The 26,987-nt window shown below is 68.6% G+C and carries 17 protein-coding genes; 7 read left to right on the top strand and 10 right to left on the bottom strand.

Features of this window, described 5'->3' with window-relative positions; all coding sequences use genetic code 11:
• Window positions 1-10: 10 nt before the first annotated feature.
• From PC39_RS08765 to PC39_RS08755, 3 genes are all read right to left on the bottom strand, one after another.
• Window positions 11-1,843 carry a patatin-like phospholipase family protein gene (locus PC39_RS08765; protein WP_353253000.1) on the bottom strand — a complete coding sequence of 611 codons (1,833 nt, stop codon included), beginning with the start codon at window positions 1,841-1,843 and terminating at the stop codon, window positions 11-13.
• 67 nt (window positions 1,844-1,910) lie between these two features.
• Complete coding sequence (locus PC39_RS08760; RefSeq protein WP_353252999.1) at window positions 1,911-3,173, bottom strand: putative porin; 1,263 nt, start codon at window positions 3,171-3,173, stop codon at window positions 1,911-1,913.
• Between the two features lie 24 nt (window positions 3,174-3,197).
• Window positions 3,198-4,349, bottom strand: a complete 1,152-nt coding sequence (locus PC39_RS08755; RefSeq protein ID WP_353252998.1) for a PepSY-associated TM helix domain-containing protein — start codon at window positions 4,347-4,349, stop codon at window positions 3,198-3,200.
• Between the two features lie 199 nt (window positions 4,350-4,548).
• Between PC39_RS08755 and PC39_RS08750 the strand changes: the two genes are divergently transcribed.
• The gene (locus PC39_RS08750) at window positions 4,549-7,821 is read left to right on the top strand and encodes an amidohydrolase family protein (protein WP_353252997.1); all 3,273 of its coding nucleotides are present in this window, start codon (window positions 4,549-4,551) and stop codon (window positions 7,819-7,821) included.
• Window positions 7,822-7,995: 174 nt separating this feature from the next.
• Here the strand turns inward: PC39_RS08750 and PC39_RS08745 are convergent, their stop codons facing one another.
• From PC39_RS08745 to PC39_RS08725, 5 genes are all read right to left on the bottom strand, one after another.
• On the bottom strand, window positions 7,996-8,880 hold the full coding sequence (locus tag PC39_RS08745; RefSeq protein ID WP_353252996.1) for a right-handed parallel beta-helix repeat-containing protein: 885 nt from the start codon (window positions 8,878-8,880) through the stop codon (window positions 7,996-7,998).
• A gap of 62 nt (window positions 8,881-8,942) precedes the next feature.
• The gene (locus PC39_RS08740; RefSeq protein ID WP_353252995.1) at window positions 8,943-10,271 is read right to left on the bottom strand and encodes a P1 family peptidase; all 1,329 of its coding nucleotides are present in this window, start codon (window positions 10,269-10,271) and stop codon (window positions 8,943-8,945) included.
• A gap of 61 nt (window positions 10,272-10,332) precedes the next feature.
• Window positions 10,333-12,405 carry a TonB-dependent receptor gene (locus PC39_RS08735; RefSeq protein WP_353252994.1) on the bottom strand — a complete coding sequence of 691 codons (2,073 nt, stop codon included), beginning with the start codon at window positions 12,403-12,405 and terminating at the stop codon, window positions 10,333-10,335.
• A gap of 205 nt (window positions 12,406-12,610) precedes the next feature.
• Window positions 12,611-14,002 (bottom strand): peptide MFS transporter, encoded by a 1,392-nt coding sequence (locus PC39_RS08730; protein WP_353252993.1) that lies wholly within the window; start codon window positions 14,000-14,002, stop codon window positions 12,611-12,613.
• A 9-nt stretch (window positions 14,003-14,011) separates the two neighbouring features.
• Complete coding sequence (locus PC39_RS08725) at window positions 14,012-15,160, bottom strand: serine hydrolase domain-containing protein (protein WP_353252992.1); 1,149 nt, start codon at window positions 15,158-15,160, stop codon at window positions 14,012-14,014.
• A gap of 217 nt (window positions 15,161-15,377) precedes the next feature.
• Here PC39_RS08725 and aptA point away from each other — a divergent pair, with 217 nt between their 5' ends.
• The 4 genes from aptA to PC39_RS08705 are packed head-to-tail and all read left to right on the top strand — an operon-like array spanning window position 15,378 to window position 21,361.
• Entirely contained in the window at window positions 15,378-16,709 is a 1,332-nt protein-coding gene (gene aptA, locus PC39_RS08720) for an omega-aminotransferase AptA (RefSeq protein ID WP_353252991.1), read from the top strand.
• 10 nt (window positions 16,710-16,719) lie between these two features.
• Window positions 16,720-17,433, top strand: coding sequence for an FMN-binding negative transcriptional regulator (locus PC39_RS08715; protein ID WP_353252990.1), 714 nt, complete (start codon window positions 16,720-16,722; stop codon window positions 17,431-17,433).
• 38 nt (window positions 17,434-17,471) lie between these two features.
• Window positions 17,472-20,795 (top strand): amidohydrolase family protein, encoded by a 3,324-nt coding sequence (locus PC39_RS08710; protein ID WP_353252989.1) that lies wholly within the window; start codon window positions 17,472-17,474, stop codon window positions 20,793-20,795.
• 44 nt (window positions 20,796-20,839) lie between these two features.
• The gene (locus tag PC39_RS08705) at window positions 20,840-21,361 is read left to right on the top strand and encodes an RNA polymerase sigma factor (RefSeq protein WP_353252988.1); all 522 of its coding nucleotides are present in this window, start codon (window positions 20,840-20,842) and stop codon (window positions 21,359-21,361) included.
• A 346-nt stretch (window positions 21,362-21,707) separates the two neighbouring features.
• Here the strand turns inward: PC39_RS08705 and ald are convergent, their stop codons facing one another.
• Window positions 21,708-22,826 carry an alanine dehydrogenase gene (gene ald / locus PC39_RS08700; protein WP_353252987.1) on the bottom strand — a complete coding sequence of 373 codons (1,119 nt, stop codon included), beginning with the start codon at window positions 22,824-22,826 and terminating at the stop codon, window positions 21,708-21,710.
• 159 nt (window positions 22,827-22,985) lie between these two features.
• Window positions 22,986-24,047, bottom strand: coding sequence for a LysR substrate-binding domain-containing protein (locus PC39_RS08695; protein ID WP_353252986.1), 1,062 nt, complete (start codon window positions 24,045-24,047; stop codon window positions 22,986-22,988).
• Window positions 24,048-24,280: 233 nt separating this feature from the next.
• On the opposite strand from PC39_RS08695, the gene PC39_RS08690 reads away from it, so the two are divergent.
• Window positions 24,281-25,744 carry an NAD-dependent succinate-semialdehyde dehydrogenase gene (locus PC39_RS08690; RefSeq protein WP_353252985.1) on the top strand — a complete coding sequence of 488 codons (1,464 nt, stop codon included), beginning with the start codon at window positions 24,281-24,283 and terminating at the stop codon, window positions 25,742-25,744.
• A 59-nt stretch (window positions 25,745-25,803) separates the two neighbouring features.
• The gene (locus PC39_RS08685) at window positions 25,804-26,985 is read left to right on the top strand and encodes an acyl-CoA dehydrogenase (RefSeq protein WP_353252984.1); all 1,182 of its coding nucleotides are present in this window, start codon (window positions 25,804-25,806) and stop codon (window positions 26,983-26,985) included.
• Window positions 26,986-26,987 lie beyond the last annotated feature (2 nt).

Here is a 26,987-nt window from a genome sequence, read left to right as displayed (position 1 = left end):
ATCGACTGCTTCAACCCATGTCGGCCACCGGCGCCGGCATGGCCGGCTCGACGCTCTCGCGCGAGTCCGTGCTCTCCTCCAGCCAGCGGTCCAGGACCTCGTCGGCGTGGTGATAGGCGCGATAGACGATGCCGTCGATCTGCTCCCAGTCGAACATGCCCACGCCCGCCACCGGCATGTGCAGCACCAGGTCCGCGCGCGCGTCCAGGTCGCGGCTCTCGCGCTCGCTGGTGAGCGTGGCGGTGTGGAACAGGATCTTGAACAGATTGATGTGCCGGGGTGCCTCGCCGAGCATGGCGGGCGCGTCCGGCTCGTCGCCCTTTCCGGCTTCCACGTAGAGATCCGGCTGGTTGCTCACGTTGGAGACCACCACGGGCCCCCGCCCCATCTCCAGCATGGGATCGAAGGGCACGCTGGCGAGCAGACCGCCGTCCACCAGAAGCTCGCCGCGGTGGACCATCGGCGGCGCGATGCCCGGCACCGCCATGCTACTGCCGACCCAGGCCCATAGGGGGCCGCGGTCGTGGATCACGGGCACGCCGCGGGTGAGATTGGTGCTCACGCAGTAGTACGGCAGGGCCAACTCCTCGATCCGGCGCTCGCCGAAGATCGCCTCCAGGCGGCCGCGGAACTTGTTGCCCCCGATCAGGGAGAGCCGCGGCGGCACCGAGTAGTCGTTGAGGAAATTGTTGTCGACGAAGGTCTCGCGCAGGCAGGCCAGCATCGACTCGGCATCCATCCCGGAGGCCGCCAGCGCGCCCACGAACGCTCCCATGCTGGTGCCGCCGACCGCGTCCACCGCCAGCCCCTTTTCCTGCATGGCCCGCAGCAGACCCACGTGGGCGAACCCCCGCGCGCCGCCGCCGCCCAGCACCAGGCTGAGCCCGCGACCGGCGACCAACCGTGCCAGCCGGCCCATGTCGGCCGTCGCCAGATCGCCGCCCAGGCGATGATGGAAAGTGGCGCCCGCCTCGTGCCGCCAACCCAGGGCGTCGCCCCCCTCGCCCAGGAGCACCACGTCCACCGGGGCGCGCAGCCCGCTCCGGCGGAGCCAGGCCAGGGGCTCGGAGTCGGTGGGCGTGGCGTGGGCGTCGGCGAGCACCAGGATGCGGTCGGCCTGGCGCAGGCAGCGCCGCGTCCAGGCGTCCGGACGCGGGCCGGCCTGGTAGACGAGATAGCGGTAGCCGTCCTCGAGACGGTTGAGCCAGGCCAGCAGTTCGCGGTTGCCGCTGTCCTGCTCGAACGGACTGGCGGCCGCGCCCTCGCCCAGGGCCTCGTCCACCCGTGCCGGGTCCAGGCGCAGGGTCGATCCCAGCCGCGCGAGCTCACGCGTGAGACGTCCGCTGAACTCGCGTACGTCGAGCCCGGCGTGCGCCGGCAGGACCGCGTAGGTGCGGGTACTGCGCACGCTGGCGCGCTCGGCCACGCTGCGCACCCCGCGCAGCCGCGCCACGATCAGCCGGGTGACCCGGAACATCGCCTGCGGATGGCTCCGCAACAGCCGCTCGAAGCTCTCGCGCCCGATCCGGAACAGCCAACTGTCGCGCAGGGCGAACACCTCGGCCTTGCGCGCCTCGCCGGTGAGCACCGAAATCTCGCCCACCGTCTGCCCGCGGCCGATGTCGCCCACCAGACGGTAACCGCGGTCCCCGGACTCCGGCCGGATCGCCCGCAGGCGACCCTGGACCACCAGATACAGGGCGTCCCCGCGGTCGCCCACGCTGTACAGACGATCGCCGCCGCGCAACTGCTGCCAGTCTCCGGCCTCGGCCAGGGCGCGCAGCGCCCGGCGGTCGAGGTCGGCGAACAGGTCGCAGAGCTTGAGCGCGGCGCGGGGGTCCATGGCGCACACTGTACCGCGTCCGCGCTCTCCGGCGGAGCCCGCGCCGCCGCCGCGCAGCGCGGCGACGTCAGAACAGGAAACTCTGACTCAGACGAATCCGGGTGACATCGTCCCGGTCCTGGCCGGCCGCCGGGTCATCACGCCGGTAGCGATAGACGGTCAGATTGGTGCGGCCCTGCGCGAACGGCACGTAGGTCAGCTTGAGGGTGTGCAGCCGATAGTTGGTCGAGTAGGTGATGTTGTCCTGGGAATAGGCCGCGAAAACGGCGTCCGTGCCGGCCTCGGAGTAACCGTACTGGAAACGCAGGTCGCCGCTATGCGCCAACCGGCCCGTGCCCAGGTACACGGCGTAGCCGGTATCGCCCGACACCTCGGCGCCCAGGTTCTTGACGTAATCGGCCGTCAGCGAGATCGGCCACTCGGCGCTCCAGCCCGAGTAGCGCAGTTCCCCTAGAATATCCAGCAATTCGAATGCCGAGAGGTACTCGGTCCCGCCCGGCGCCAGCCGGTTGCCGCGGATATCGCCGGCATCGGCGTTCGCCAGGCTGCCGATCGAATAATCGTAATACCCGCCGTGCAGGGCCAGCGACCAGTCGGGCGCGGGCGCCAGCGACAGGGAAAGCTGACCGCCCAGCATGTCGCTGTCCCGGCCCGCGGTCTGCTCGTCGATCACCGCGAACACGCCGGTGGCGGCGGCGCTGAAGCCGCCGTTCCGGTACAGGGTGTAACCGCCCGCCAGACCCGCCGGATTGACGTCGCCGTCCCAGACCAGGTCGGTGTTGGCCAGCGGGTTGGCGAACTTGCCGCCGACCACGAAGCCGCGCTCGCCGCGGTACTCGGCATAGGCCCGGTCCAGGCTGACCTCGAAATCGTCGGTGAAATCACTCAGCGTCACATCGGCGGAATTCGGGTCGTCGCTGTTACCGGTGACCAAGCGCCCGCCGATGGTGACCCGCTCATTGAGGCGATAGGCCGCCCCCAGGCGACCGCGCAGGGAACCGCGGTTGCGGTCCGGATCGCCGGCATGGTCGGTGGTGTGCTCGTAGCGCAGCCGCAGATCGCCCGAGACCTCGATCGGCAGATCGCGAAGACCGCCGGAGGCGTCGCCGCGGGCGGCTTCGCGGTCGTCGGCCTGGAGGGTGTCGATCCGGGCCTCGAGGGCGCGCAGCTCGCGTTCCGTGCGTTCCTGCAGACGGCGATACTGGCGCTGCAGTTCGTCGAGACGCGCTTCGGCGCCGGCCGCCGGATCGTCCCCGGCGGTGTCGGGCGTGGCCGCCCATGCCCAGACGGGGCAAGCGGCCAGGAACAGGCAAAGCCCGAGTTTCTTCATGGTCGACCTCTTATTGCGGGACATTCATTGCCGACGGCGTCGCAGCCACCACATGACCACGCCGGTCACGGACAGCAGCACCACCACGAGCCCGGCCAGGAACACCGCGATCCGGCCCGGCGCGCCGGCGATGCGACCGGCGTGCAGGGGCTGTCCCGCCCGCAGGAGTACGTCGCCGGCACTGCCGTCGCCGGGCCCGGTCATGCCCACGACCCGGCCGTCGCGGCCGTCGACGTAGACCGTCGTCGTGCCGAGACCGAAACCGTCGGGATCGCCGAAGGCGACGCGGTAGAGGCCGCGTTCCCCGGCATAGCTGATATGGTCCGGCCCGCCGGTCTCCCCGGCGCGGCGGACGCGATTGCGGGCCGCGGCGAGCGCGGCGGTGTAGGACACGGGCTCGGCCGGCACATCGTCACGGTCGGCATAGGCCTCCCATACCGTCTCCTCGGACGGCGAGATCGAGCCCACAACGGACCGGAGCGATCCCTCGAAGCCCAGCATCGCCCCGGTCAGGGCCACCGCCACGATCACCGGCCAGAGCCAGAGACCGCCGGCGCGGTGCAGCCGCAGACCGGTGTGGAAGCCGGTGCGCCCGCGACCCACGGACCAGTTCCGGCGCCAGCGCCGGAAGAACGGACCGCCGCGCGGAAAGGTCAGGTAGCCGCCCACGACGGCCAGCCCCAGCCACAGCAACGCCACGATCCCGATCAGCGGGCGGCCGATGTCCATGGGCAAGAGCAGGCGGTTGTGCAGCTTGTACAGGAACGGCATCAGGTTGGGCCGCTCCAGGCAGCACTCGCCCCAGAGGCGGCGACCGTTGATCCCGCCGCTCACCGGGTCGATGAACACCTCGTCGTAAGCCACGTCGAAAGGCTCGCCGGTCGCCGGATCGGTGCGCGGCGCGACATAAGCCACGGCCGCCTTCTCCGGCCGATCCGCCAGAGTCAGGTAATAGGCCCGGATACGGGGATCGTCGGCCTCCACCCGCCGGATCAGCTCGCCCGGCGGCAGCGCCTTCCCGCCGGGCCGGTCGATACGGAACAGCTCGGGATTGAGCCAAGCGTCCAGCTCGGGCTCGAACACGATGGCGCTGCCGGTGGCGCCGAGCACGATCAGCAGGCCGGCGAGCGCCAGGCCGACATAGCGATGCAGCTTGAGCAGCAGGGTCCGGTTCACCGCGGGGACGGGCCTTCGAATGGATCGGGCCAGTCTACGCAGCGCGTCGGCGTTCCCCGAGATGCCTATCGCGACGGTTGCGGTGCGCGATCGTCACCGGCGCGCCCATGTTCGGCAACTCCCGTGCACGCGACGACCGTGTTAGAAAATCGGGGCCGGCGACACCGCCCGGCGTCACCATACGAACCGGCCCGATGCCATGACGCTCCGTACTCTCCCTCCCGCCGCCATCCTCGCCTCGCTCTGTCTGGCCGCCGCCCCGCCGGCCCCGGCCGGCGACTGGGACGTGACCGCGCCGCACGGCCCCTACCGCGACGTCGAGTTCACCGTCGACGAGGGCACCTGGATGAGCGTGGACGTGAGTCCGGACGGCGAGACGCTGCTGTTCGACCTGCTGGGCGATATCTACGCGGTACCGGCCGGCGGCGGCACCGCCCGGCTGGTGCACGGCGGACCGGCGCTGCAGATCATGCCCCGCTTCGGTCCCCGGGGCGACCGGATGGTCTATCTGAGCGACGCGAGCGGCAGCGACAATATCTGGACCTCGGCGGCCGACGGCAGCGATGCCGCGCCGGTGACCGACGAGACGGTGGACGTGGTCGTCAGTCCGACATGGGGCCCGGAAGATCATTTTGTCGCCGCCAAGACCCATGCCCAGGCCAGCGAGACCGGTTCGTCCGAGCTGCGGCTATACCATCGTAGCGGCGGCAAGGGCCGCCTGCTCGTGGCCAAGCCCGAAAACGGCACCAACGTGTTCGAGCCGGAGGTATCCCCGGACGGACGCCATCTCTACTACACCGAGCGCGTCACCGCCCTGCACCAATCGCACATCTTCATCGACCCCAACCACGTCAACTTCGCGGTCATGCACCGCGACCTGGAAACCGGAGCGACCGAGCGATTGATCGGCGGCTTCGGCGGCGCCACCACGCCACGGGTATCGCCGGACGGCGAGCGCCTTGCCTTCGTGCGCCGGGTCAAAGCCGAGACCGTGCTGTTCGTGTACGACCTCGAAAGCGGCGAGCAGCGGCCGGTCTATGCCGGCCTCAGCCGCGACGCCCAGGCCTCGTTCATCCCGCAGGGCACCTACTATCCCCGCTACGACTGGTTCCCCGACGGCCGCCACATCGCCATCTGGGCCCGGGGCAAGCTGCGGCGGGTGGATACCGTCACCGGCGCGGCCGAGGTGATCCCGATCGAGGTGACCGCGCGGCACCGCGTCACGCAGGCACCCCATCCCGACATCGAGCTGGCACCCGAGACCTTCACGGTACGGGCGATCGAGCACCTCACGGCGGCACCCGGCGGCGACGCCGTGACCTTCACCGGCCTCGATCGGCTCTGGTCGAAATCGCTGCCCGACGGCACGCCGCACCGCCTGACCGACGGCGACGTCATCGAGACCGATCCCGCCTACGCCCCCGACGGCCGACGGATCGCCTATGCCGCGTGGGACGACGAGAAGCGCGGCGCGATCCGGGTGGTCGCCGCCGCCGGCGGCGAGCCGCGCACCGTCGCCCGCAGTCCGGGCGTGGTCCACGGGCCCGCGTTCTCGCCCGACGGCAAGACTCTGGCCTATCAGGTTTCGTCGGGCGACAAGTGTGTCGGCGGCTATAGCGGCGAGCCGGGCCTGTACACCGTTCCCGCGGACGGCGGCGAGCCGCGGCGCCTGACGGGGGACGGCAGGCGACCCCGGTTCTCGCCCGACGGCTCGCGTATCTACTTCCTCGCCGAGCACGAGGGGCTGCCCGCCGTGGCCAGCGTCGCGCGCGACGGCGGCGACCGGCGCGTCCATGTCGTCGCCGCGGACCCCGACGTCTCGACCCTGCGCCCGAGTCCGAACCTGCGCACGATCGCGTTCAAGGACCGGCGCCGCATTTATGTCGCCCCCTACCGCGAGACCGGCGAGCCGATGACCGTCGGCGCGTCGCAAAACGCGATCCCGGTGACGGAAGTGACGCCGGGCGGCGGGTATGCGCTGACCTGGGGCGCCGATTCGCGATCGTTGCACTGGGCCGTGGGACCGCAACTGCACACCGCCCGCATCGACGCACCCGCGGCGGGCGGACGGCGGGTCGCCGGGCACAGTCAAGAGGCCCTGAATCTGGAGGTCGAATCCGACGTGCCGGACGGCGGGCTGGCCTTCGTCGACGCCCGCCTGATCACCATGCGCGGCGACGAGGTGATCGAACGCGGCACCCTGGTGGTCGAAGGCAACCGGATCGCGGCCGTGGGCCCCTCCGTCGAGGTGACGGTGCCGGACGGCGCCAAGGTGATCGACGCCGCCGGCAAGACCATCCTGCCCGGCCTGGTGGACATGCACGGCCACCTCAACGACTGCTATTACGCCAATGCCGGCCTCAAACCGCAGAAGGTGCCCAGCCACTACGCCGCCCTGGCGTTCGGCGTCACCACCAATTACGACCCATACACCTCGGACCTGCCGACCTTCGCCCTCACGGAGAAGCGCCGCGCCGGCCTGTCGGTGGGCCCGCGCCTGATGCACACCGGCCTGCCGCTGCACGGCCGCGCCGGCCGGCCGGACGGCTCCTACGTGCCCATCGACGACTATGCCGACGCCGAACGCGTGCTGGCCCTCAAGGACGCGCTCGGCGCGCCGGCGGTGAAGAGCTACAAGCAACCCATGCGCCGCCAGCGCCAGCAGATCGTGGCGGCCGCCCGCGAGCACGGGATCATGGCGGACGCCGAGGGCGAGGCCCACTTCTACTTCAACCTGTCCATGATCCTGGACGGCTATACCGCGCTGGAACACAACCTGCCGGTGCCCACCTACCACGACGACCTGATCCAGCTCTTCGCGCACAGCGACACCGCGCACACGCCGACACTGATCATCCTGTTCGGCGGCCAGCTCGGCGAGAACTACCTCTATCAGACCACCCGTAGCTGGGAGGACCCGCGCATCCGCGACTTCGTGCCCGAGACCACCAGCGGCTACAACTACATCGCCTCGCCGCACTCGGCCCCGCCGCACGTGCGCGGCATGACCACCGCCCAGGTCGCCGAGGAGCTCTGGGACATCGGCATCCGCTCGGTCGCGGACTCGATGAAGGAACTGATGGATGCCGGTGTCACCATCAACGCCGGTTCCCACGGCCAAATCCAGGGCGTGGGCCTGCACTGGGAGATGTGGCTGCTGGCCGAGGGCGGCATGAGCGAGCACGATGTGCTGCGTACCGCCACGATCAACGGCGCCCGCACCCTCAACCTAGACCACCGTCTCGGCACTCTGTCGCCCGGCAAACTGGCGGACCTGATCGTGCTGGAGGACAACCCCCTGGCCGATATCCGCCATACCCGCTCGGTGAGCCAGACCATGATCAACGGCCGGCTCTACGACTCGCACAGCATGGACGAGATCGGCAACCATCCGCGTCCGCGCGGCGCGTTCTACTGGGAACAGCGCGAGACCGCGGACGGTCTCTGGAGCCCGGCCTGGGGCAACCAGTAGTAGTCCGCGCGCCGCACTGCCCGCGCTCGCAGTCGGCTTCCCCTCTCCCGCTCGCGGGAGAGCTTCCCGTTCGCAATCGGGTTCCCCTCTCCCGCGAGCGGGAGAGGGGTCAGGGGTGAGGGTGAAGGGAAGCCGGCAGCCACCCGGCCGGCGACGCCCGCAACGGCGTGCCGGTCAGCGCGAAGGCTCACCGTCCGGATTGTCCGGGTCCAGTACCGTGATACCGCTCAGCACCGGCGTCGCGCCTTCACCGTCGTTGGCCACCGCCGCGTTGCCATGGAACCAGGAGGCACGCACCCGCAGGCGACTGTCGTCGACCCCGCGCACCGCGTAGGGACCATTGCGCAGGAATAGGGAATCGCGGACCTCGGCCGCGGCCGCCTCGGCGGTATAGACGCCGTCGTCCAGGTTGGCCTCGAACACGCAGCGTTCGACGTCGACCCGCGACGACACGTAGGCGGCGATACCGGCGGAATCGTTGTGTCGGATCACGGAATCGCGGATGGCGAGCGTGGCGTCCTCCTCGATCCAGACGCCCAGATGACCGTCCAGCATGCGGCCGCGATCCACGGTGACATCGCTGCGGCCGCGTATCGACAGGGCCATCTTTTCATTCGCGCGGAAGGTCACACCGTCCAGCGCGGCGCGGCCGTCCACCACGAACACGCCGTGACCGTCGTAGATATCGTCCTCGGGCTCGCGCACCCGGAAGCCCTCGATCCGGAGATCGCGCAGGGTCAGATCGCCGTCGTGGACCACGATCGCCGAGGCGCGTTCGCCCCGGCCGCCGTCAAGCACCGTGCCCGGCTCGCCGCTCAGGGTCAGGGACTTGCCCTCGACCAGCACGTAGCCGCGGATGGTCAGGTCCTGGAACGCGACGTCGCGATAGGCGCGGGGATGGTAGCGGCCGGCCCGAAGGTGGACCGTGTCGCCGTCGCCGGCCGCGTCCACCGCGGCCTGGATGCCGCCGTCGCCGGAAAAATGACAACCCGGTCCCGCCGCGTCCGCGGGGCACACCACCACGGTACGCGACGGGCCGGGTTGAATGACCGCAACCACCGGCCAAGAGGAGAGCACTAGTGCGAGCGCAGGGAGAAAACGCCCGCCGGTGGTCGCGATGCTCAATCGTCGGCTCGCTTGCCGACCTGTTCCCAATGTCCCGGATTGATCACCAACCGTCCCTCATCCGCGAAGCGCAGGGTGAGCGGATAGCGTCCGGGCACCATGAAATCGGTCTCCGAGACCGGCTTCAGTTCGGTGAACCCGTCCTTGCCGATGGCATAGGCCTCTCGCTCACCCACGGCACGGGCCTTGAGCCTGCGGCCCTCGGCCTCGACGCGGACGGTGACGAACTGACTGAAACGGTAATCGCCCTCCAGATCCTCGAGCGCGTCGGCGCCCAACACGGGTCCATCGGCGGGCGTCGCCGCCTGCGGCTGCTCGGGCACCGAACTCAGGATCGCGTCCCACATCACCTCGCCGGCGATGGCGCCGATCTCGGGGACATACATCTTCGGCTCGATCTCGGCGGTAGAGACCGCATACATCACATCGCCGTCGTACATGGTCGTGAACGGCTGCAGCGCGCGTCCCATGGAGGCATGAACCTGGACCGCGAGCCGCTTGAGTTCCACCGGCGTCAACTTCTGGTTGGTCACCACCAGGCTGAGTGTGGTGTTGGTGTTGCGGTCGCGCTCACCGTCGGCCGAGCCGGCCAGCTTCTTCTCCTGCATCTCCGCGAAACGGGCCAGCAACTCGGTGGTCTGCGGGTTGTCGCGAAGTTCCTCCGGCCAGGCCGGGTCCGGATAGCACGCGGCGACCCGACCCTGACGATCGGTGACGGCACCATAGGCGTTGACCACCACGAACGCGGCGATCTTGACCTCGCCGATCTCGCGGTAGGCCGCGCCCTGCCCCGAATACGCGTTACAGCCGAAGAAATGACCGGTCTTGGCGAAGCGGCCGGCACCGGTGGCGCCGAGCGGGAACACGCCCGGCTTGGTGGCCCGATAGGCCGCCTGCGCCAGGCGCTTGTCCGGATAAATCTCGTTCAGTCGGCGGCTGCCGAAATCGAAGATGATCGAGCCCACCGACATCGCGATGTTGGGCGTGACCCCGAAGGCCTTCCCGTCGCGGACGCCATCGTCCTTCAAGGCACTGGCGACGCCGGTAACCGCCTCCAATCCGTACCAGGAGCCACCCGCGAACACCACGGTGTCCAGTTCCGGCAGATCGTAGTACATATTCATGTACGGCGCGTTCACCGTGCCGGGCGTGCCGCGCACGTCGATCGCGCTGTAGACCTTGCGGTCGAACTGGATCACCGTGGTCCCGGTGGGCCCCGCCTCGTAAGAAGCGGTGCCCACCTTGATCATGGGCCAATCGAATTCAAGCGTGCGGGCCGGGGCATTGACCGTCGGCTCCAGGCCGGCCTGGGGACCGGCGGCCACAACACCCCCCGGGACGAGCGCTGCCAGCAGCAGCGCTCCCCGGGCCCGTCGCTTCAGGGGCTTACTGAAAATCATACTTGGCGCTCACTCCGACGGCACGCGGACGCGTGCGGTTGGCGTTCTCCCACGCGTGGTACGGGTCGATGTAGACGTTCTCGTTGGTCAGGTTGGTTCCGAACAACTCGTACGTCGCCCGGCCGTAGGTCAGGCCGATGCGGGCATCCAGCAATCGCACGATGTCCGAGTACTGCGGTACCGCGTGACTGAAGAAGGCGGTGCGGTCGGTATACGGCACCTTGTCGCGGTAGCTGTAGTCCACCCGCGCGAAACCCGGGATGCTGTCGGCCCAATAGAAATCATACTGCGCGCCCAGCGTCAGGCTGAAATCCGGCACGTAGTCGATGGGATCGCCCTCCAGGGAGGTCAGATCGCCGTCCTGCGCCTGATCCTGCCTATCCACATGCGTAACCTCGGCATCGGTGGCCGCAAAGGTAGCGTTGAGCGCCAGGCCGTCCAACGGGCGCCAGGTAACGCCACCCTCAATGCCCTTGATTTCGGCCTCGCCGATATTGCTGGTTGTCTGCGTGGTACCGCTGCCGCTGCCCGGCGTGGGCACCAGCCCCCGGCGCAACATGTCGTCGTATTGGCTGAAGAACACGGCAAGCTCGAAATCGACGGCGCCGTCGAGCACACTGGCCTTAGTGCCGAGTTCATAGCTGATCAGGCTCTCAGGGTCGTAGACTTGTCCGTCACCGGAGTTGACACCGCCGCTGCGGAAACCCCTGGCAATGCTGGCGTACACATTAGCGCTGTCAGTGATCGCGTACGACGCGAAGATGCGGGGATCGACCGAATCGAAGGTTTCCTCCTCGTCTACCCCCGTTTCCCTGTAGAACTCGTCACGCTCGTCCCTGAAGTAGCGCACGCCGGCACCGACTTCCAGCCGATCGGTCAGGTCATAGGACGCATTTGCGAAGACAGACGACTGTTTGGACTCCTGTTCCGAATGGTAGGGCGCACCGTATACGGGGGGGCCAAAAGCGAAATAGACATAATCGGACAAGGCGTCCAAAGTCTTCTCGCTGTCGCTGTAGTAGGCGCCGATGGTCCACTTCCAGGGACCGAAACCGGTCGAGGTCAGGCGCAACTCCTGAGTGAATTGGTCGGCCTCGACCCAGCGGGCGTCATTACCCTCGTAGTCGGAACCGGCGTAACCACGCATATCGGGGCCGCTGGACTGATAGGCAAAGGGATACTGGTGATCGTGCTCGACGTAGGTCGTCGCGCTCAGCAGCTCGGCGAATCCGAAATCGTAAGTGGCCTCGAGGTTATATAGATCGTAGTCGTATTCCTTGGGCACCAGGGTCATGGACGGATCGATGGCCACGAAATTGGTACGGTCCGGCTGTTCGAAGCCCTGGCCCAACCGGGTCTCGGAGCGATGACGCAGAATCATCGCCTCCAGCGTCAGAAGATCGGTGGCCTGCCAGAGACCTTTTATGCGGAAGCTGGTCTGGTCGGCCTCGTTGCCGTCCTCGATACCGGCCTCCGGCTGGTCGATCCAGCCGCCGCCGTCCTGGACGTTGGCGGCGATGCGCAGGGCGGCCACGTCCTGCACGATCGGGATGTTCATGATGCCGGTGAACTCGCGCTTGGTGTTGCCCTCGTCCACCGTGGACAGGGCGCCCTTGAGACTGCCCTCGAAGACGTTCAGCACCGGATCCTTGGTGATGTAGCGGATGGTGCCGGACACGGAACCCTGGCCATAGAGCGTGCCCTGCGGTCCCTTCAGGACCTCGACGCGTTCCAGGTCCATGGTCGGGAAATAGAGCTGATCGTAGCCGGTCAGGGTCAGCGGCGCCTCATCCATGTAGGTGCTGACCGTGGCGCCGCCACCGTACTGGTTGGCCACGCCGCGCATGAAGATGGTGTAGCTGCCAGGGCCGTCGGAGCGGGTCGTCAGACCGGGCACGGCGAAACTCAGATCTTCGACCGTGTCGATGCCACGCTCTTCCATCTCCTCGCCGGAGAAAGCCTCGATGCTCATGGGCACGTCCAGCAGTCGCTCCTCGCGCTTCTGGGCCGTGACCACGAACTCCTCGTAAGTCTGCTCACCACTGGCCGTCTGCGCCAATGCCCCAGCCGGAATGCCCAGGCCACACGCGGCGGCGCAAGCCCAGGCCAGAATATTTCGATAATTTGTCATCGTTGCCTCGCTATCCCTGAATGACGGATTCGTTGCAAAAACCCCGAAATCAACCGTAATCCAGGGCTGTCCTCCTTCGAAGTTGCGAATTAAGCTGCAGGCGGTGCGTGGAACGCACCGCTCGGGTGATACCCTAGGCACCACCCCCCTGCAGTCTCATGGCGCGCCCCAGGGGCCGCCGCAGCATCACCACCAGCAGCGAGCCGGACGCGGCCACGCCGGCATGCAGCAGCCAGAACTGGAGCGGCGTGAGCACCTCGTAGAAACGGCCGAGCCAGCCGCTCAGGAACCCGCCGACGAAGATCGACAGGTAGTAGGCCCCCACCATCATCGCGTTCACCGCGAGCGGCGCGGTTCGCGACACCAGGGACATCATGATCGGCGCGACATAGACGAAGCCGAAGCCGAGGATGAAATGGAAGGTCACCGGCCACAGCAGCAGGACCTTGTCGCCGCCGGCGACGAATTCGCCCGCCGTCAGCCAGAGAAAGGCGGCCGCGTAGACGCCGCACCCGAGAATGATCTTGCCGAAATCGTCCGGCTCGGTGCCCCGCCGGGCCTGCACCCGCCAGATCCAGAGCACCGCCGGCATGAGCACCAGCACCGCGAGCGAATCGAGCGACTGGAACCAGGTCACCGGCACGGTGAGACCGAGAATCTCGCGGTCCACGTGCCCCTTGATCCATAGCGGGTAGGAATTCCAGACCTGCGCCTGGGTGGCCCAGAACAGGGCCGCGATCAGGAACATCACCAGGATACCGCCGATGATGCGGCCGTCGCCCGGCTGCAGGTGGTGGCGTTCCTTCCGGGCGCCCACCACCGGGTCCGGCGGCAGGTGCTTGCCGCCCGCCAGATAGATCACGATGCCGACCAGCATGCCGAACCCGGCGATACCGAAGCCGTAGTGCCAGCCGTAGACCTCGCCGAGCGTGCCGCATATGAGAGGCGCGACCGTGGCCCCGATATTGATCGCCACGTTGTATATGGAGAAGGCGGCGTCGCGCCGCTGGTCGGCCTTGGCGTAGAGGTCGCCGACCTGGGCGGCCAGATTGCCCTTGAGGAAACCGGAGCCCACGATCAGCGCCAGCAGCGCGAACAGGAAGGCGGCCTCGAACGCCATCAGGAAATGCCCCAGGGCCATCGAGGCCGCGCCGATCAGCACCGCCCGGGTCCGCCCCAGCCACTGGTCGCCGAGCAACCCGCCGAACACCGGCATGAAATAGATCAGGCCGATGTAGAGACCGAAGATCTGGGTCGCAAGGGCCTGCACGGACAGTGGCCCGACCACGCCCTCGATCGCGGCGCGGAATGGCGCGAAGCCGGCGACCGTCTCGACCTTGCCCGGATGCAGCAGATAGGTCGCCATGTACAGGACCAGCAGCGCCTGCATCCCGTAGAAGGAGAAACGCTCCCAGGTCTCGGTGAAGACAATGAACCAGAGCCCCTTGGGGTGGCCGAGGACATCCCCGGCACCGGACTCGGGCCGTCCGCGATCGTCGGCGCGGGTCGCCGACGCGGCGTTCATGCGGCCCCCTTACAGGGCTTTTGATACGGCGTTGAAGAAGTCATTGTCGGTAATCGTCTCGCTGTACATGGGCTTGGAGCGCGCGCTCGCCATCGCGATCACGAGCCCGTGCGCGGGATTGATGTGCAGCCGCTGGCCGAAGATGCCGCGGGCACTGAAGCCGTTGTAGCATCCGGGTTCACCGCCCGGTGCGGGCACCGGCCACCACATGTAGCCGTAGGGGATCGGCTCGCCGTCGATGGCGTAGCCGTCGCCCGCCTCCGCGACCCAGGCGTCGGGCAGGACGGGCCGGTTATCGGCCACGCCGCCCTCCAGCATGAACTGGCCGAAACGGGCGTAATCCCGGAGAGTGGCGCTGAGCCCGCTGCCGGCGATCTCCAGCCCTTCCGGCGCTTCCAGCCACCAGGCGGCATCGGCCTGCATGCCGGCCCGCGACCAGATGCGCTCCGAGAGGTAATCCGCCAGCCAGGCCCCGGTGGCGGCGCGCAGCAGCACGCCGACGATGTGGGTCTCGCCGGTGCTGTAATTCCAGCGGCGCCCGGCCGGCGCCTCCTTGGGCAGGCCGGCCATGTACTGCAGGATGGTCGCCGGCTGCTGCGCGATCTGCAGTTCCAGTACCCGCCGGCGCTCGGAGACCGGGTCCGTCTGCGACTCGTTCCAGCGCGCGCCCGAGCTCATCCGCAGAAGCTGGCGCACGGTGACGTCGCTGTAGGCCCCGCGCTTGAGCTCCGGGACGTACCTCACCAACGGATCGTCGACACTGTCGATGTAGCCGTCGCGGATGGCCGCGCCCACCAGCGTCGAGCTGATCGACTTCGCCATCGACATCGACATCCAGCGGGTATCCTCGCGGACGCCGAGCTCGTAGCGCTCGAGCACGACCTCGCCGTCCTTGAGAACCAGCAGGCCGGCAATCCGGTTACGGGACAGATAATCGTAGAGATCGTAAGTCGCGCCGCCCGACTCGAAGACGAAACCGTCCAAGCTCCGCCGCGAGGCCGGCAGCGGCCGCACCCGCTCACCGCAGGCCACCGTACGCGTGGGGAACATGCGGTCGGTATTGGCGAACACCCGCACCTGCTCGTCCGGCCACAGACGGCCGGCGTAGGCGTCGCGTATGGTGTCCGGATCGTCCAACCGGCGGCGCGGGGGGAGCATGCCGGCCGGGCCGGCGTCCCTCGTATCGGGCGTGGAAGACATGCGACCCATTCTAGTCAGGCACCGCGCACCGGGAAGGTGACAAACACGACCGGGGTGGTGTGTCTGCGTCACCTGGGGGTGGTGCATATGGCTCACCTCGACGGTCTCGTAAGGCATCTCCTTGGCCGAAAATCCATTACCTATACTGCCGGGCAGACTCAGGAAAGGATCTGCCATGAAACTCGACGCCCATTGGATGCCGTTCACGGCGAACAAGGCCTTCAAGCTGAATCCGCGCATGATCCGGTCGGCGAAGGGCATGTACTACACCAGCATCGACGGCGACCCGGTCCTGGACATGACCGCCGGCCTGTGGTGCTCGAACCTGGGCCACGGCCGCGAGGAGGTCGCGGATGCGATCTCGGAGGCCGCCCGCGAGCTGGACTACACCCCCTGCTTCAACTTCGGCCACCCGCGCCCGTTCGAGCTCGCCGAGCGGCTGGCCGCCGCCTCGCCGGGCGACCTGAACCGGGTATTCTTCACCAATTCCGGTTCCGAGGCCGTCGATACCGCATTGAAGATGGCCCTGGCCTACCAGGTGGCCCGCGGCCAGCCCGGACGGCGGATGGTCATCTCGCGCGAACGCGCCTACCACGGCGTCAACCTCGGCGGCACCACCGCCGGCGGCATCCCGGTGAACACCCGCGCCTTCGGCCGCTGGGCGCCGGTGGACTTCCTGCCGCACACGCTCGATATCGAGCGCAACGCCTACCACCGCGGTCTGCCGGAATTCGGCGTCGAGCGCGCGGAACAGCTCAAGACCCTGGCCGAGCTGCACGGCCCGGAGAACATCGCCGCGGTAATCGTGGAACCGATCGCGGGCGCCGGCGGCATGATCCTGCCCCCGAAGGGCTATCTCAAGCGTCTGCGGGAGATCTGCGACGAGTACGACATCCTGTTGATCTTCGACGAGGTGGTCTGCGGCTTCGGCCGGGTCGGCTCGTTCCTGGCCTCGATCGAATTCGACGTACAGCCGGACCTGTTCACCCTGGCCAAGGGTCTGACCAGCGGCACCGCCCCGATGGGCGCCGTGGTCTGCAGCGACCGCATCCACGACACCGTGATGGAGGCCGGCGGCGACGCCATCGAGTTCTGGCATGGCTACACCTACTCGGGACACCCGATCGCCAGCGCCGCCGCCCTGGCCTGCCTCGACCTGTACGAGAAGGAATCGCTGTTCACCCGCGCCCATGAGGGCATCGGCGAGTACCTGGCGGATGTACTGCACGGCTTCCGGGGCATGGACGGCATCATCGACATCCGCAACTACGGCCTGCTCGGCGCGATCGAGTTCGAGCCGCGGCCGGGCGAGCCGCCGGTGGGCACCCAGGTCTTCGCCAAGGCCTGGGAGAACGGGCTCATGCTCCGCGGACTGGGCAACGCCATCTGCGTGTCCCCGCCCCTGGTGATCGAGCGTTCGCACATCGACGAGTTCGCCGACAAACTGGAGACCTCCATCCGCGCGGTCACCGGCGGCGCAGCGCCCCGGGTCGCGCGGGCCCGATAAGGTGACCGCCATGTCCGACGACGATCGTATGCCGGACAAACTCCGGGAACGCCTCGGCAGCAGCGACGGCCGCCATCTGTTCGTGCCGTCGCACTTCGACTTCTCGGATCCCCGGGGCATCCTGGATTTCATCCACCACACCCCGCTGGCGCAGATCGTCTGCCGCCATCGGGGCGAAATCCGGATCACGGCGACACCCCTGCTGCACGAAACGGCCCTGGACGACGGCGGCCACATCTTCATCGGCCACCTCGCCCGGCGTAATCCGCAGTCGCGGGCGATCCGCGAGGGCGCGGACGGCACGGCCGTGATCCAGGGGCCGGACGCCTATATCTCGCCGCGCTGGAATGTCGAGAACCCGGGCCTGCCGACCTGGAGTTATGTCGACGTCCAGCTCCGGGGCCGGTTCGAGCCGCTGGAGGACGAGGCGGACCGCCGCTGGGTCCTCGACCGCACCATCGCCCATATGGAGCGCCACGCCGACAGGCCGTGGCACCTGGACGACGCCCCGCCGGAGCTAGTCGCCACCCTGCTCCGGCACATCGTCGCGTTCCGTTTCCGGGTGCACGACATGCAGGGCGTGCAACGGCTCAACCAGAACCGCAAGCCGGTCGATAAACAGGGCATCGTCGCCGGCCTGCTGAGCTGCGGCGATCCCGGTTCGACCCGCATCGCGGCCCTCATGGCCGCCGCCATGACCGATCAGCCCGGAGACCGGGACTGAGCCCGCCGCACGGCCCACGACTGACCGAGACGACGCCTATGCACCGTCCGAACCATCGACCCGACGCCCATCGTCCGGCCCGACGCCGGACTTGGTCCCGCGGCGCCCTGCTGCTGCTGTCGCTGGGGTTGTCCTCGGCCGGCTGCGCCGGCCCCGCCGACGACGACTGGGACGTGACCGACACCGGCCAGCCCTACGACGAGATCGGTTTCACCGTCGACGAGGGCACCTGGATGAGTCTCGCGGTGAGTCCGGACGGCGAGACCATCGCCTTCGACCTGCTCGGCGACATCTACCGCATCCCCGCCGAGGGCGGCGAGGCGACGCTGGTGCACGGCGGCCCGGCCATGCAGCGCGCCCCCCGCTTCAGCCCGGACGGCTCGCGCCTGCTTTACATCAGCGACGCCAGCGGCAGCGACAACCTCTGGACCTCGGACCCGGACGGCGGCGATGCGCGCCGGATCACGCACGAAACGGTCGACCGCCTCACCGGCCCCGCCTGGGGACCCGAGGGCGACTACGTGGCCGCCGCCCGCTTCAAGTCCAGCTTCCCCGAATTGCGGGCCTCGCAGATCCGGCTGTTCGATCTCGCCGGCGGTGACGGCCGCGTACTGGTGACGACGCCGGACAACGGCCGCGATGTCCAGGAGGCGAACTTCTCCGCCGACGGCCGACACCTCTACTACACCGAGAAGGTGACCGATCCCGGCATCTTCGTCGACGCCAACCACATCAACCACGTGATCATGCGCCGCGACCTGGAGACCGGCGAGACCGAGAAGGTGGTCGGCGGCTTCGGCGGCGCCACCACGCCGCAGATCTCCCCGGACGGCAAGCACCTGGCCTTCGTGCGCCGGGTCAAGGACAAGACCGTGCTGTTCGTCCACGACACGGTCACGGGCAAGCAGCGTCCGGTCTACGCGGAACTCGACCGCGACGTGCAGGCCGATTTCGTGCCCCACGGCCATTACTATCCCGCCTACGACTGGTTCCCGGACAACCGCCACATCGCCATCTGGGGCAAGGGCGAACTGTTCCGGGTGGACAGCCAGACCGGCAAGGCCGAGAAAATCCCGTTCGAGGCCGATACCCAACACCGCTACACGGAACCGCCCCGCTTCTCCCAGGAGCTGGCGCCCGAGCGGGTGGACGTACGTGCCGTGCGCCAGCCGGCGGTGGCGCCGGACGGCGGCGAGTTCACCTTTCACGCGCTAGGCCACCTGTGGCGGCAATCGCTGCCGCGGGGCGAACCCGAGCGGCTTACCGACGCCGACGCCTTCGAGTTCGAGCCGGCCTACGATCCCAGCGGCCGCCGCATCGCCTACGTGGAATGGGACGACCTGCGCGGCGGCGCGCTCAAGATTCTGTCGCTCGAGGATGGCGCCGGCCGCACCGTCGTGACCAGCCCCGGCGTGATCCGCGAACCCGCCTTCTCGGCCGACGGCGAGCGCCTGACCTACCGGATCGAGGACGGCAACAAGATCATGGGCGGCTACCAGGCCCGGGGCGGCATCTACTGGATCGACATCGACGGCGGCGAGCCCCGGCGCGTGGCGGAGAGCGGCGAAAGACCGCGGTTCTCGCCGGACGGTCAGCGCGTGCTCTTCGCCAGCCGTGCCGGCAGCGGCGGCATCTACTCCAGCAGCGTACCCACCACGGTCATAGAAAGCGTCAACCTGGACGGCCATGATCGCCGCAAGCACGCGGCCGGCCCCGATGTCAGCGAACTGCACCTGAGTCCCGGCATGCGCTGGCTCGTGTTCAAGCAACACCAGCAGTACTACGCCACGCCCTACCGCGAAACCGGACGGCCGCTGGTCGTCGGCAAGCATCGCGACGAATTGCCGGTCACCCGGCTTACCCGCTACAGCGGCTACGGCCTGACCTGGTCGGGCGACGGCACCGCCTACTGGACCGTCGGCCCCCGGCTCTACCGCGCCGACATGGACAAGCGGCTGGCCGCCGGCGAGCCCGGCGAGGGCGCATACGCCGAAATCGACTTGAGCGTGCCGGGCGACGCCCCCGAGGGCACGGTGGCCTTCGTGGGCGGCCGGATCATCACCATGGAGGGCGACCGGATCATCCGGAACGGCACCGTGATCGTGCGGGGCAAACGCATCCGTGCGGTCGGCCCCGCCGACGAGGTCGAGGTCCCCGAGGGTGCCGAGGTCGTGGACATCTCGGGCAAGACCGTGATGCCCGGCCTGGTGGACATGCACGGCCACATCGACTGCTGCTACCCGGACGAGCTGATGCCGGAGAAGCACCCCGGGCGCTACGCCGCGCTGGCCTTCGGTGTGACCACCAACTACGACCCCTACAGCAGCGAGCTCTCCAACTACGCCGCCGAGGAGATGACCCGCGCCGGCATCCTGGTCGGCCCGCGCTTCATCGGCAGCGGCAAGGTGGTCTACGGCCACAAGGCCAAGACCGACTTCACCTACGACCCGATCCGGGACTATACGGACGCGCGCCGGATCATGCGGCGCAAGAAGCTGCTCGGCGGCACCATCGTCAAGAGCTACAAGCAGCCCATGCGCAGCCAGCGGCAGCAACTCCTCAAGGCCGGGCGCGAGCTGGGTGTCATGGTCGACGCCGAGGGCGGCAACCATTTCTACGACAACATCACCCAGATCCTCGACGGCCACCCGATCCTGGAACACAACCTGCCCGTGGCCAACTACTACGAGGACCTGGTCAAGCTGATGGCGCACGGCGACACCGCCAACACGCCCACGCTGATCGTCGTGTTCGGCGAGATCATGGGCGAGAACTACATGTACCAGACCACCCGCGCCTGGGACGATCCCAAGGTGCGGACCTTCGTCCAGAGCACCAACAGCCACTACAGCCCCCTGGGCGCACCCGGCTCGGCGCCGCCACACGTACGCGGCATGACCACCCTGCACGCGGCCGAGGAACTCTACGACATCGGCTTCCGCTCGGTGGCCCGGTCGGTGCGCGAGCTGGACGAGGCCGGCGTCCGAATCAACGCCGGCTCCCACGGCCAGATCGCCGGCCTGTCGATGCACTGGGAAATGTGGCTGCTGGCCGAGGGCGGCATGGACAATCTGCGGGTGCTGCGCACCGGCACCATCAACGGGGCCGCGTCGCTCGGGCTGGACGAGCAGATCGGCAGCATCGCCCCCGGCAAGCTCGCCGACCTGATCGTGCTCGACGACAACCCGCTCGAAGACATCCGCCACACCAACAGCGTGCGCTACACCATGATCAACGGCCGCCTGTACGACGCGTACAGCATGGACGAGATCGGCCATTACGACCGTCCGCGCGAGCCGTTCTACTGGGAACTGCCGGACTACAACGGCATCGACTGGAACGAGGCCTGGGCCGGCCAGTGACGGTATCGGCCCCGGTGCAACCGGAACCTTTCGAAGACGGGATCATGCAACTTCCGACAATGCAGGGCGATGAGCGGGCGACCATCGAGGCCGCCTACCGCGATCACAGCGACGCCGTACGCAACCTCCTGCGCCGGCGTCTGGACAACGAGGACGACGTCGCCGAGCTCACCCAGGAGGCCTACCTGCGGCTGCTGCGCTACGGCGATCGCGGACCGGAATCGCTCAAGCGGCTGCTGTTCCGGGTGGCGACCAACCTGGCGGCGTCCCATCACCGCTCCAGCCGCGTCCGGCACGAGCACGGCCGGCTGTCCGTGGATCAGATGGAGCTGCCCGACGGCGGCCCCACCGCCGAGGAGGCCTACGAGTGCGACGAACGCCTGCGGATGGCGACCTCCGCGCTCTGGGAACTCCCCCGACACTGCCGCCGGGTATTCGAGCTGAGCCGCCTCGACGGCGTACGCCACCGCGAGATCGCCCGCCGCTACGGCATTTCCCTGCGTCTGGTGGAAAAGCACATCACCCGGGCCCGGACCACCCTGAGGGAGCAGGTGGAAGAAGCCTGAGGTCGCGGGCATCCCCATCCCCGCCCCGCCTGTCCGGACCGTTCCGGAACCACATGATTCCCCGTCGTCCCGGATGACCCGACGGCGCTCGTCCGCGATACGGGCGAGCATTCGAGATCCTTCCCGGCCGCGACCCTGACCGATCCCGCCCCTGGACAAGCGCCTCCGCCTCTTGCCGGGATGACGAACGGTCTCCGACATCCGGCAATCCCGGACCGCCGCCGGCGAGTGCCGCCTGAGCGAACCGGGGTGGCGCCCGAAACCGTCGGCCGCGCATAAAAAAGCGGCGAGCCGCCCCGCAACCCGGGCGACCCGCCGCCAACGGTCGGCATGGTGCGGGGAGGAGTCAGCCGCCCAGTGCCGTCACCGCCGGGACGTACTCGTAGCCTAGACCCTCGGCTACGGCCCGGTAGGTGATCTTGCCGGCGTGTACGTTGAGGCCCTCGCGCAGGTGCTCGTCGTCGAGCAGGGCCCGGCGCGCGCCCTTGTCGGCCAGCGCCACCGCGAACGGCAGCGTGGCGTTGGTCAGCGCGAACGTGGAAGTACGCGCCACGGCCCCCGGCATGTTGGCCACGCAGTAGTGGACGACGCCGTCCACCTCGAAGGTGGGATCCTGGTGGGTGGTCGGCCGGCTGGTCTCGAAGCAGCCGCCCTGGTCGATCGCGACGTCGGCGATCACCGAGCCCGGCTGCATCAGTCCGAGTTGCTCGCGCCGGATCAGCTTGGGCGCGGCGGTGCCCGGCAGCAGCACGGCGCCGACCACCAGCGCCGCGCGCGGCAACAGCGCGTCGATCGCCTCGGTGGTCGAATAGACCGTGTTCATGCGGTCGCCGTAGAGCTCGTCGATGTACTTCAGGCGCGGCAGCGAACGATCCAGGATCGACACATTGGCTTCCAGGCCCATGGCCATGCGCGCCGCGTTCAGGCCGACCACGCCGCCGCCGAGCACGACGACTTCCGCGGGCGGCACGCCCGGCACGCCGCCCAGCAGGATGCCGGCACCGCCCTGGGCGCGCTCCAGGGCGTGCGCCCCGGCCTGGATGGACATGCGTCCCGCCACCTCGCTCATCGGCGCCAGCAACGGCAGGCCGCCGTTGCCGTCGGTGACCGTCTCGTAAGCCACGGCGGTGCAACCCGACTCGACGAGCAGCCGGGTCTGCTCGGGATCGGGCGCCAGGTGGAGATAGGTGAACAGGAGTTGGCCCTCGCGCAGCATCCGGCACTCTTCCGGCTGCGGCTCCTTGACCTTGATGATCATCTCCGCGCGCTCGAATATCTCGGCGGGCGTCTCCACGATCTCGGCGCCGACCTTGCGGTAGGCCTCGTCGGTCAGGCCGATCAGCTTGCCGCCGTCGCGCTGGACCATCACCCGGTGGCCGTGGTTGATCAGCTCGCGGGCGCCGGCCGGCGTCAGGCCGATGCGGTACTCGTGGTTCTTGATCTCCTTGGGTACGCCGATAAGCATGTGTCGATCCCGGTTGTCTGACGAATGGCGGGCACGCGCGCCGTGGCGGCGTTCCCATCAACCGGGAAAATGGTACGGGCCGGGGAACGGCCCTGGGAGATGACTAAACCGTCCGGGGCGGTGTGCCCCGCGCAACGCGGAGCGGCTGTCCGCGGCGGGTCAGGCGCGCGAGGCGTAGACCGAGTGGGCGACCTCGTCGGGCCCCCGGGTGACCGGGACCACCGAGTCGCCGGCCATGTGGGGCGCGTCCGCGATCTCCTCGCGGATCGCCCGCAGCAGCCATTGCCGGAAACGGCGGATGGACCAGGCGCCCCAGCGGTCCGAGCGGGCCATGAACACGTAGGAACCCAGGGATATCGGCGTGAAGCCCGCCTCCGCGGTGCCCACATCGACCAGGTCGCCGGAGGCCAGATCGTCGGCGGCGACCAGGTGGTTGGTGAGGGCGATACCGCGATCGCGCCGCGCGGCGTCCAGCGTCAGATGTCCCTGCCACAGGCGCGGCCCGGACAGCTCGATCTCGCCGGTGACGCCCTGGGCGCCCAGCCAGACGCTCCAGCAGTCGAAGTTCTCCTCGTGCAGGAGGTGGTGCCCCTCCAGGAGGTCGGAGGGCCGGGTGATGGGCGGATTGCGCTCCAGGTAGCCCGGGCTGGCGACCGGGATGGTCGCCGGCCGGAATATCTCCTTGACCCGGATGCCGGGCGGCACTTTCTGGTCCGCCACGAAGCTGTACAGGAAACGGATGTCCACGTCCGCCTCGTGCCGCTCCAGGTCGGGAATCGTATCCGTGGGCCGCAGCTCGAAGTCGATATCGGGATTGGCGTCCTCGAACTCCACCAGGCGCCGCATCAGCCACTGCAGGGCGAGCGCCGGCATGCACCAGCTATAGAGCACGTGATAGTCGCCGCGCTTCATCAGGTCGATGGTGGCGTTGGCGATCAGATCGATCGCCTGTGATATCTGCCGGTGATAGCGGCTGCCTTCGTCGGTCAGCACCACGCCGGCCGGCGTGCGCTCGATCAACAGCGTGCCGGTCCATTCCTCGATGGTCTTGAGGTGACGGCTGATCACCGCGTGATCGCGGCGCAGGCTTTGCGCCGCCTTGCGGATACCGCCCAGACGCGCGACCGCATCGAAGGCCCGCAACGCCTCGAACGGCGGGATCGACTTGCGGCCCGGTAGGGCCACCGTGGGCTGTTGTGACTGGGCTGTATCCGCGGCCATCGCGCGATCGTCTCGAAGCAGGGCCGGGCCGGCCCCTGGCGGCGCCGGTGTCCGGAAAGGTACGACTCGAAACTTTCATAATCCCTCGGGGGTGTCAAGGCGCCCGTTCCGCCCGCTTTCTCCCTGGTGCCCTCCGGACACCGGCCGGCACACGATTGTCATCTCCTCGCGTTCCGCGGGCCGCTTTACCATCTGGAAGCCGTGAATAAACCAGCATTTGGCGCGGAACCAACATGAACGAAACCAATCTCGTCGACCGCCTCCTGCGGTCCCTGCCGCAAGGCGACGCCGACGGCGGCAAGACCTTCCCGGTCCACAACCCGGCCGACGGCGGCCTGATCGCGCACGTCCCCGACATGAGCCGCGCGGACGCCACCCGCGCCATCGAGCGGGCGCAGGCCGGCCTACCGGCCTGGTCGGCCCTGACCGCCAAGGAGCGTGCCAAGCGCCTGCGCGCCTGGTACGACGCCATCGTCGCCCACCAGGAAGAGCTGGCGCAGCTACTGACCCGCGAGCAGGGCAAGCCGCTGGCGGAATCCCGCGGCGAGATCCTGTACGGCGCCTCTTTCGTGGAATGGTTCGCCGAGGAAGGCAAGCGCGCCTACGGCGACATCATCCCCTCGCACGGCCCGGACAAGCGCATCCTGGTCCTCAAGCAGCCGATCGGCGTGGTGGGGGCGATCACGCCCTGGAACTTCCCCAACGCCATGATCACGCGCAAGGTCGCGCCGGCCCTGGCCGCCGGCTGCACCGTGGTGATCAAGCCGGCGGAGGACACCCCGCTGTCCGCGCTCGCGCTCGGCCTGCTCGCCGCCGACGCCGGCATCCCGGAGGACGTGCTCAACATCGTCACCACGACCGAGGCCGCCGGCGTCGGCGAGGAACTGACCGGGCACCCGGCCGTCCGCAAGATCTCCTTCACCGGCTCCACGCGCGTGGGCAAGATCCTGATGCGGCAGTCGGCCGACACGGTGAAGAAGGTCTCGCTGGAACTGGGCGGCAACGCCCCGTTCCTGGTCTTCGACGACGCCGATCTGGACGCCGCGGTCGCCGGCGCGATCCTGTCGAAGTTCCGCAACGCCGGCCAGACCTGCGTGTCCACCAACCGCATCCTGGTGCAGTCCTCGATCAAGGATGAGTTCTGCGCGCGCTTCGGCGAGGCCGTCGCGAACCTGAAGACCGGCGACGGCGCCGTGGAGGGCAACAATGTCGGCCCGCTGATCAACGAGGCGGCGCTGCGCAAGGTCAAGTCCCTGGTCGAGGATGCCGTGAGCAAGGGCGCCGATGTCATGGCCGGCGGCGGCGCCCATCGTGGCGCGTCCGACGACGACCGCGGCAACTTCTTCCAGCCGACCGTGCTCACCGGTGTCACCGGCGACATGAATGTGTCGCGCGAGGAGATCTTCGGTCCGGTCGCGCCCATCCACACCTTCGATACCGAGGAAGAGGCCGTGCGCCTGGCCAACGACACCGAGTACGGCCTGGCCGCCTATGTCTACGCGCACGACGTGGGCCGGGTCTGGCGCGTCAGCGAGGCGCTGGAATACGGCATGGTCGCCGTCAACGAGGGCACCATCTCCAGCGAGGCCGCGCCCTTCGGCGGGGTCAAGGCCTCCGGCATCGGCCGCGAGGGCTCCAAGTACGGCCTGGACGAGTTCCTGGAGATCAAGTACATCTGCCTCGGCGGCATCGCCTGAAGCCGTCCGGCGCGCCCGCCGCGGCGCGTTCCGCTTTCAGACAACCTGGGAAACCGAACGTGAGCGACAAAAACCGACCCCGCGTGCCGTGGGACGATGTCCTGCTGCTGGAGGACAGCCTGACCGACGAAGAGCGCATGATCCGCGACAGCGCGCGTCAGTTCTGCCAGGACACCCTGATGCCGGGCGTGCGCGACGCCCACCGCGAGGAGCGCTTCGACCGCTCGATCCTGAGCGAGATGGGCCAACTCGGCCTGCTCGGCCCCACCATCGAGGGCTACGGCTGCGCCGGCGTGGGCTATGTCTCCTACGGCCTGATCGCGCGCGAGATCGAGCGCGTCGACAGCGGCTACCGCTCCGCGATGTCGGTGCAATCCTCGCTGGTGATGCACCCGATCCACGCCTACGGCTCGGACGCGCAGAAGGACAAGTACCTGCCGCGCCTGGCCAGCGGCGAATGGGTCGGCTGCTTCGGTCTGACCGAGCCCGACTCGGGTTCCGATCCCGGCAGCATGCGCACCCGCGCCAAGGCCGTCGACGGCGGCTACCGCCTGACCGGCGCCAAGACCTGGATCACCAACTCGCCGATCGCGGACGTCCTGGTGGTCTGGGCACGCGACGACGACGACACCATCCGCGGCTTCATCCTGGAGCGTGGCTGGGAAGGCCTGACCACGCCCAAGATCGAGGGCAAGTTCTCGTTGCGGGCCTCGATCACCGGCGAGATCGTGATGGACGACGTCTTCGTGCCCGAGGAGAACCGTCTGCCCGGCGCCAAGGGCCTGGGCGGCCCCTTCGGCTGTCTCAACAACGCCCGCTACGGCATTGCCTGGGGCGCGCTCGGCGCCGCCGAGTTCTGCTGGCACGCGGCCCGCGACTACACCCTGGACCGCAAACAGTTCGATCGACCGCTGGCGGCGAACCAACTGATCCAGAAGAAACTGGCCGACATGCAGACCGAGATCACCATCGGCCTCCAGGCCTGTCTGCGGGCCGGTCGCCTCAAGGACCGGAACCTGCTCGCCCCGGAGGCGATCAGCCTGCTCAAGCGCAACAGCTGCGGCAAGGCGCTGGACATCGCCCGCACCGCCCGCGACATGCACGGCGGCAACGGCATCAGCGACGAGTACCATGTGATCCGGCACGTGCTGAACCTGGAGGCGGTCAACACCTACGAGGGCACGCACGACGTGCACGCCCTGATCCTGGGGCGCCTGCAGACCGGCCTCAACGCGTTCTAGGC

This window comes from Salinisphaera sp. PC39, assembly GCF_040361335.1.
In the GTDB taxonomy this organism is placed as follows: Bacteria; Pseudomonadota; Gammaproteobacteria; order Nevskiales; family Salinisphaeraceae; genus APNM01.
This window is presented reverse-complemented; position numbering and strand designations above follow the sequence as displayed.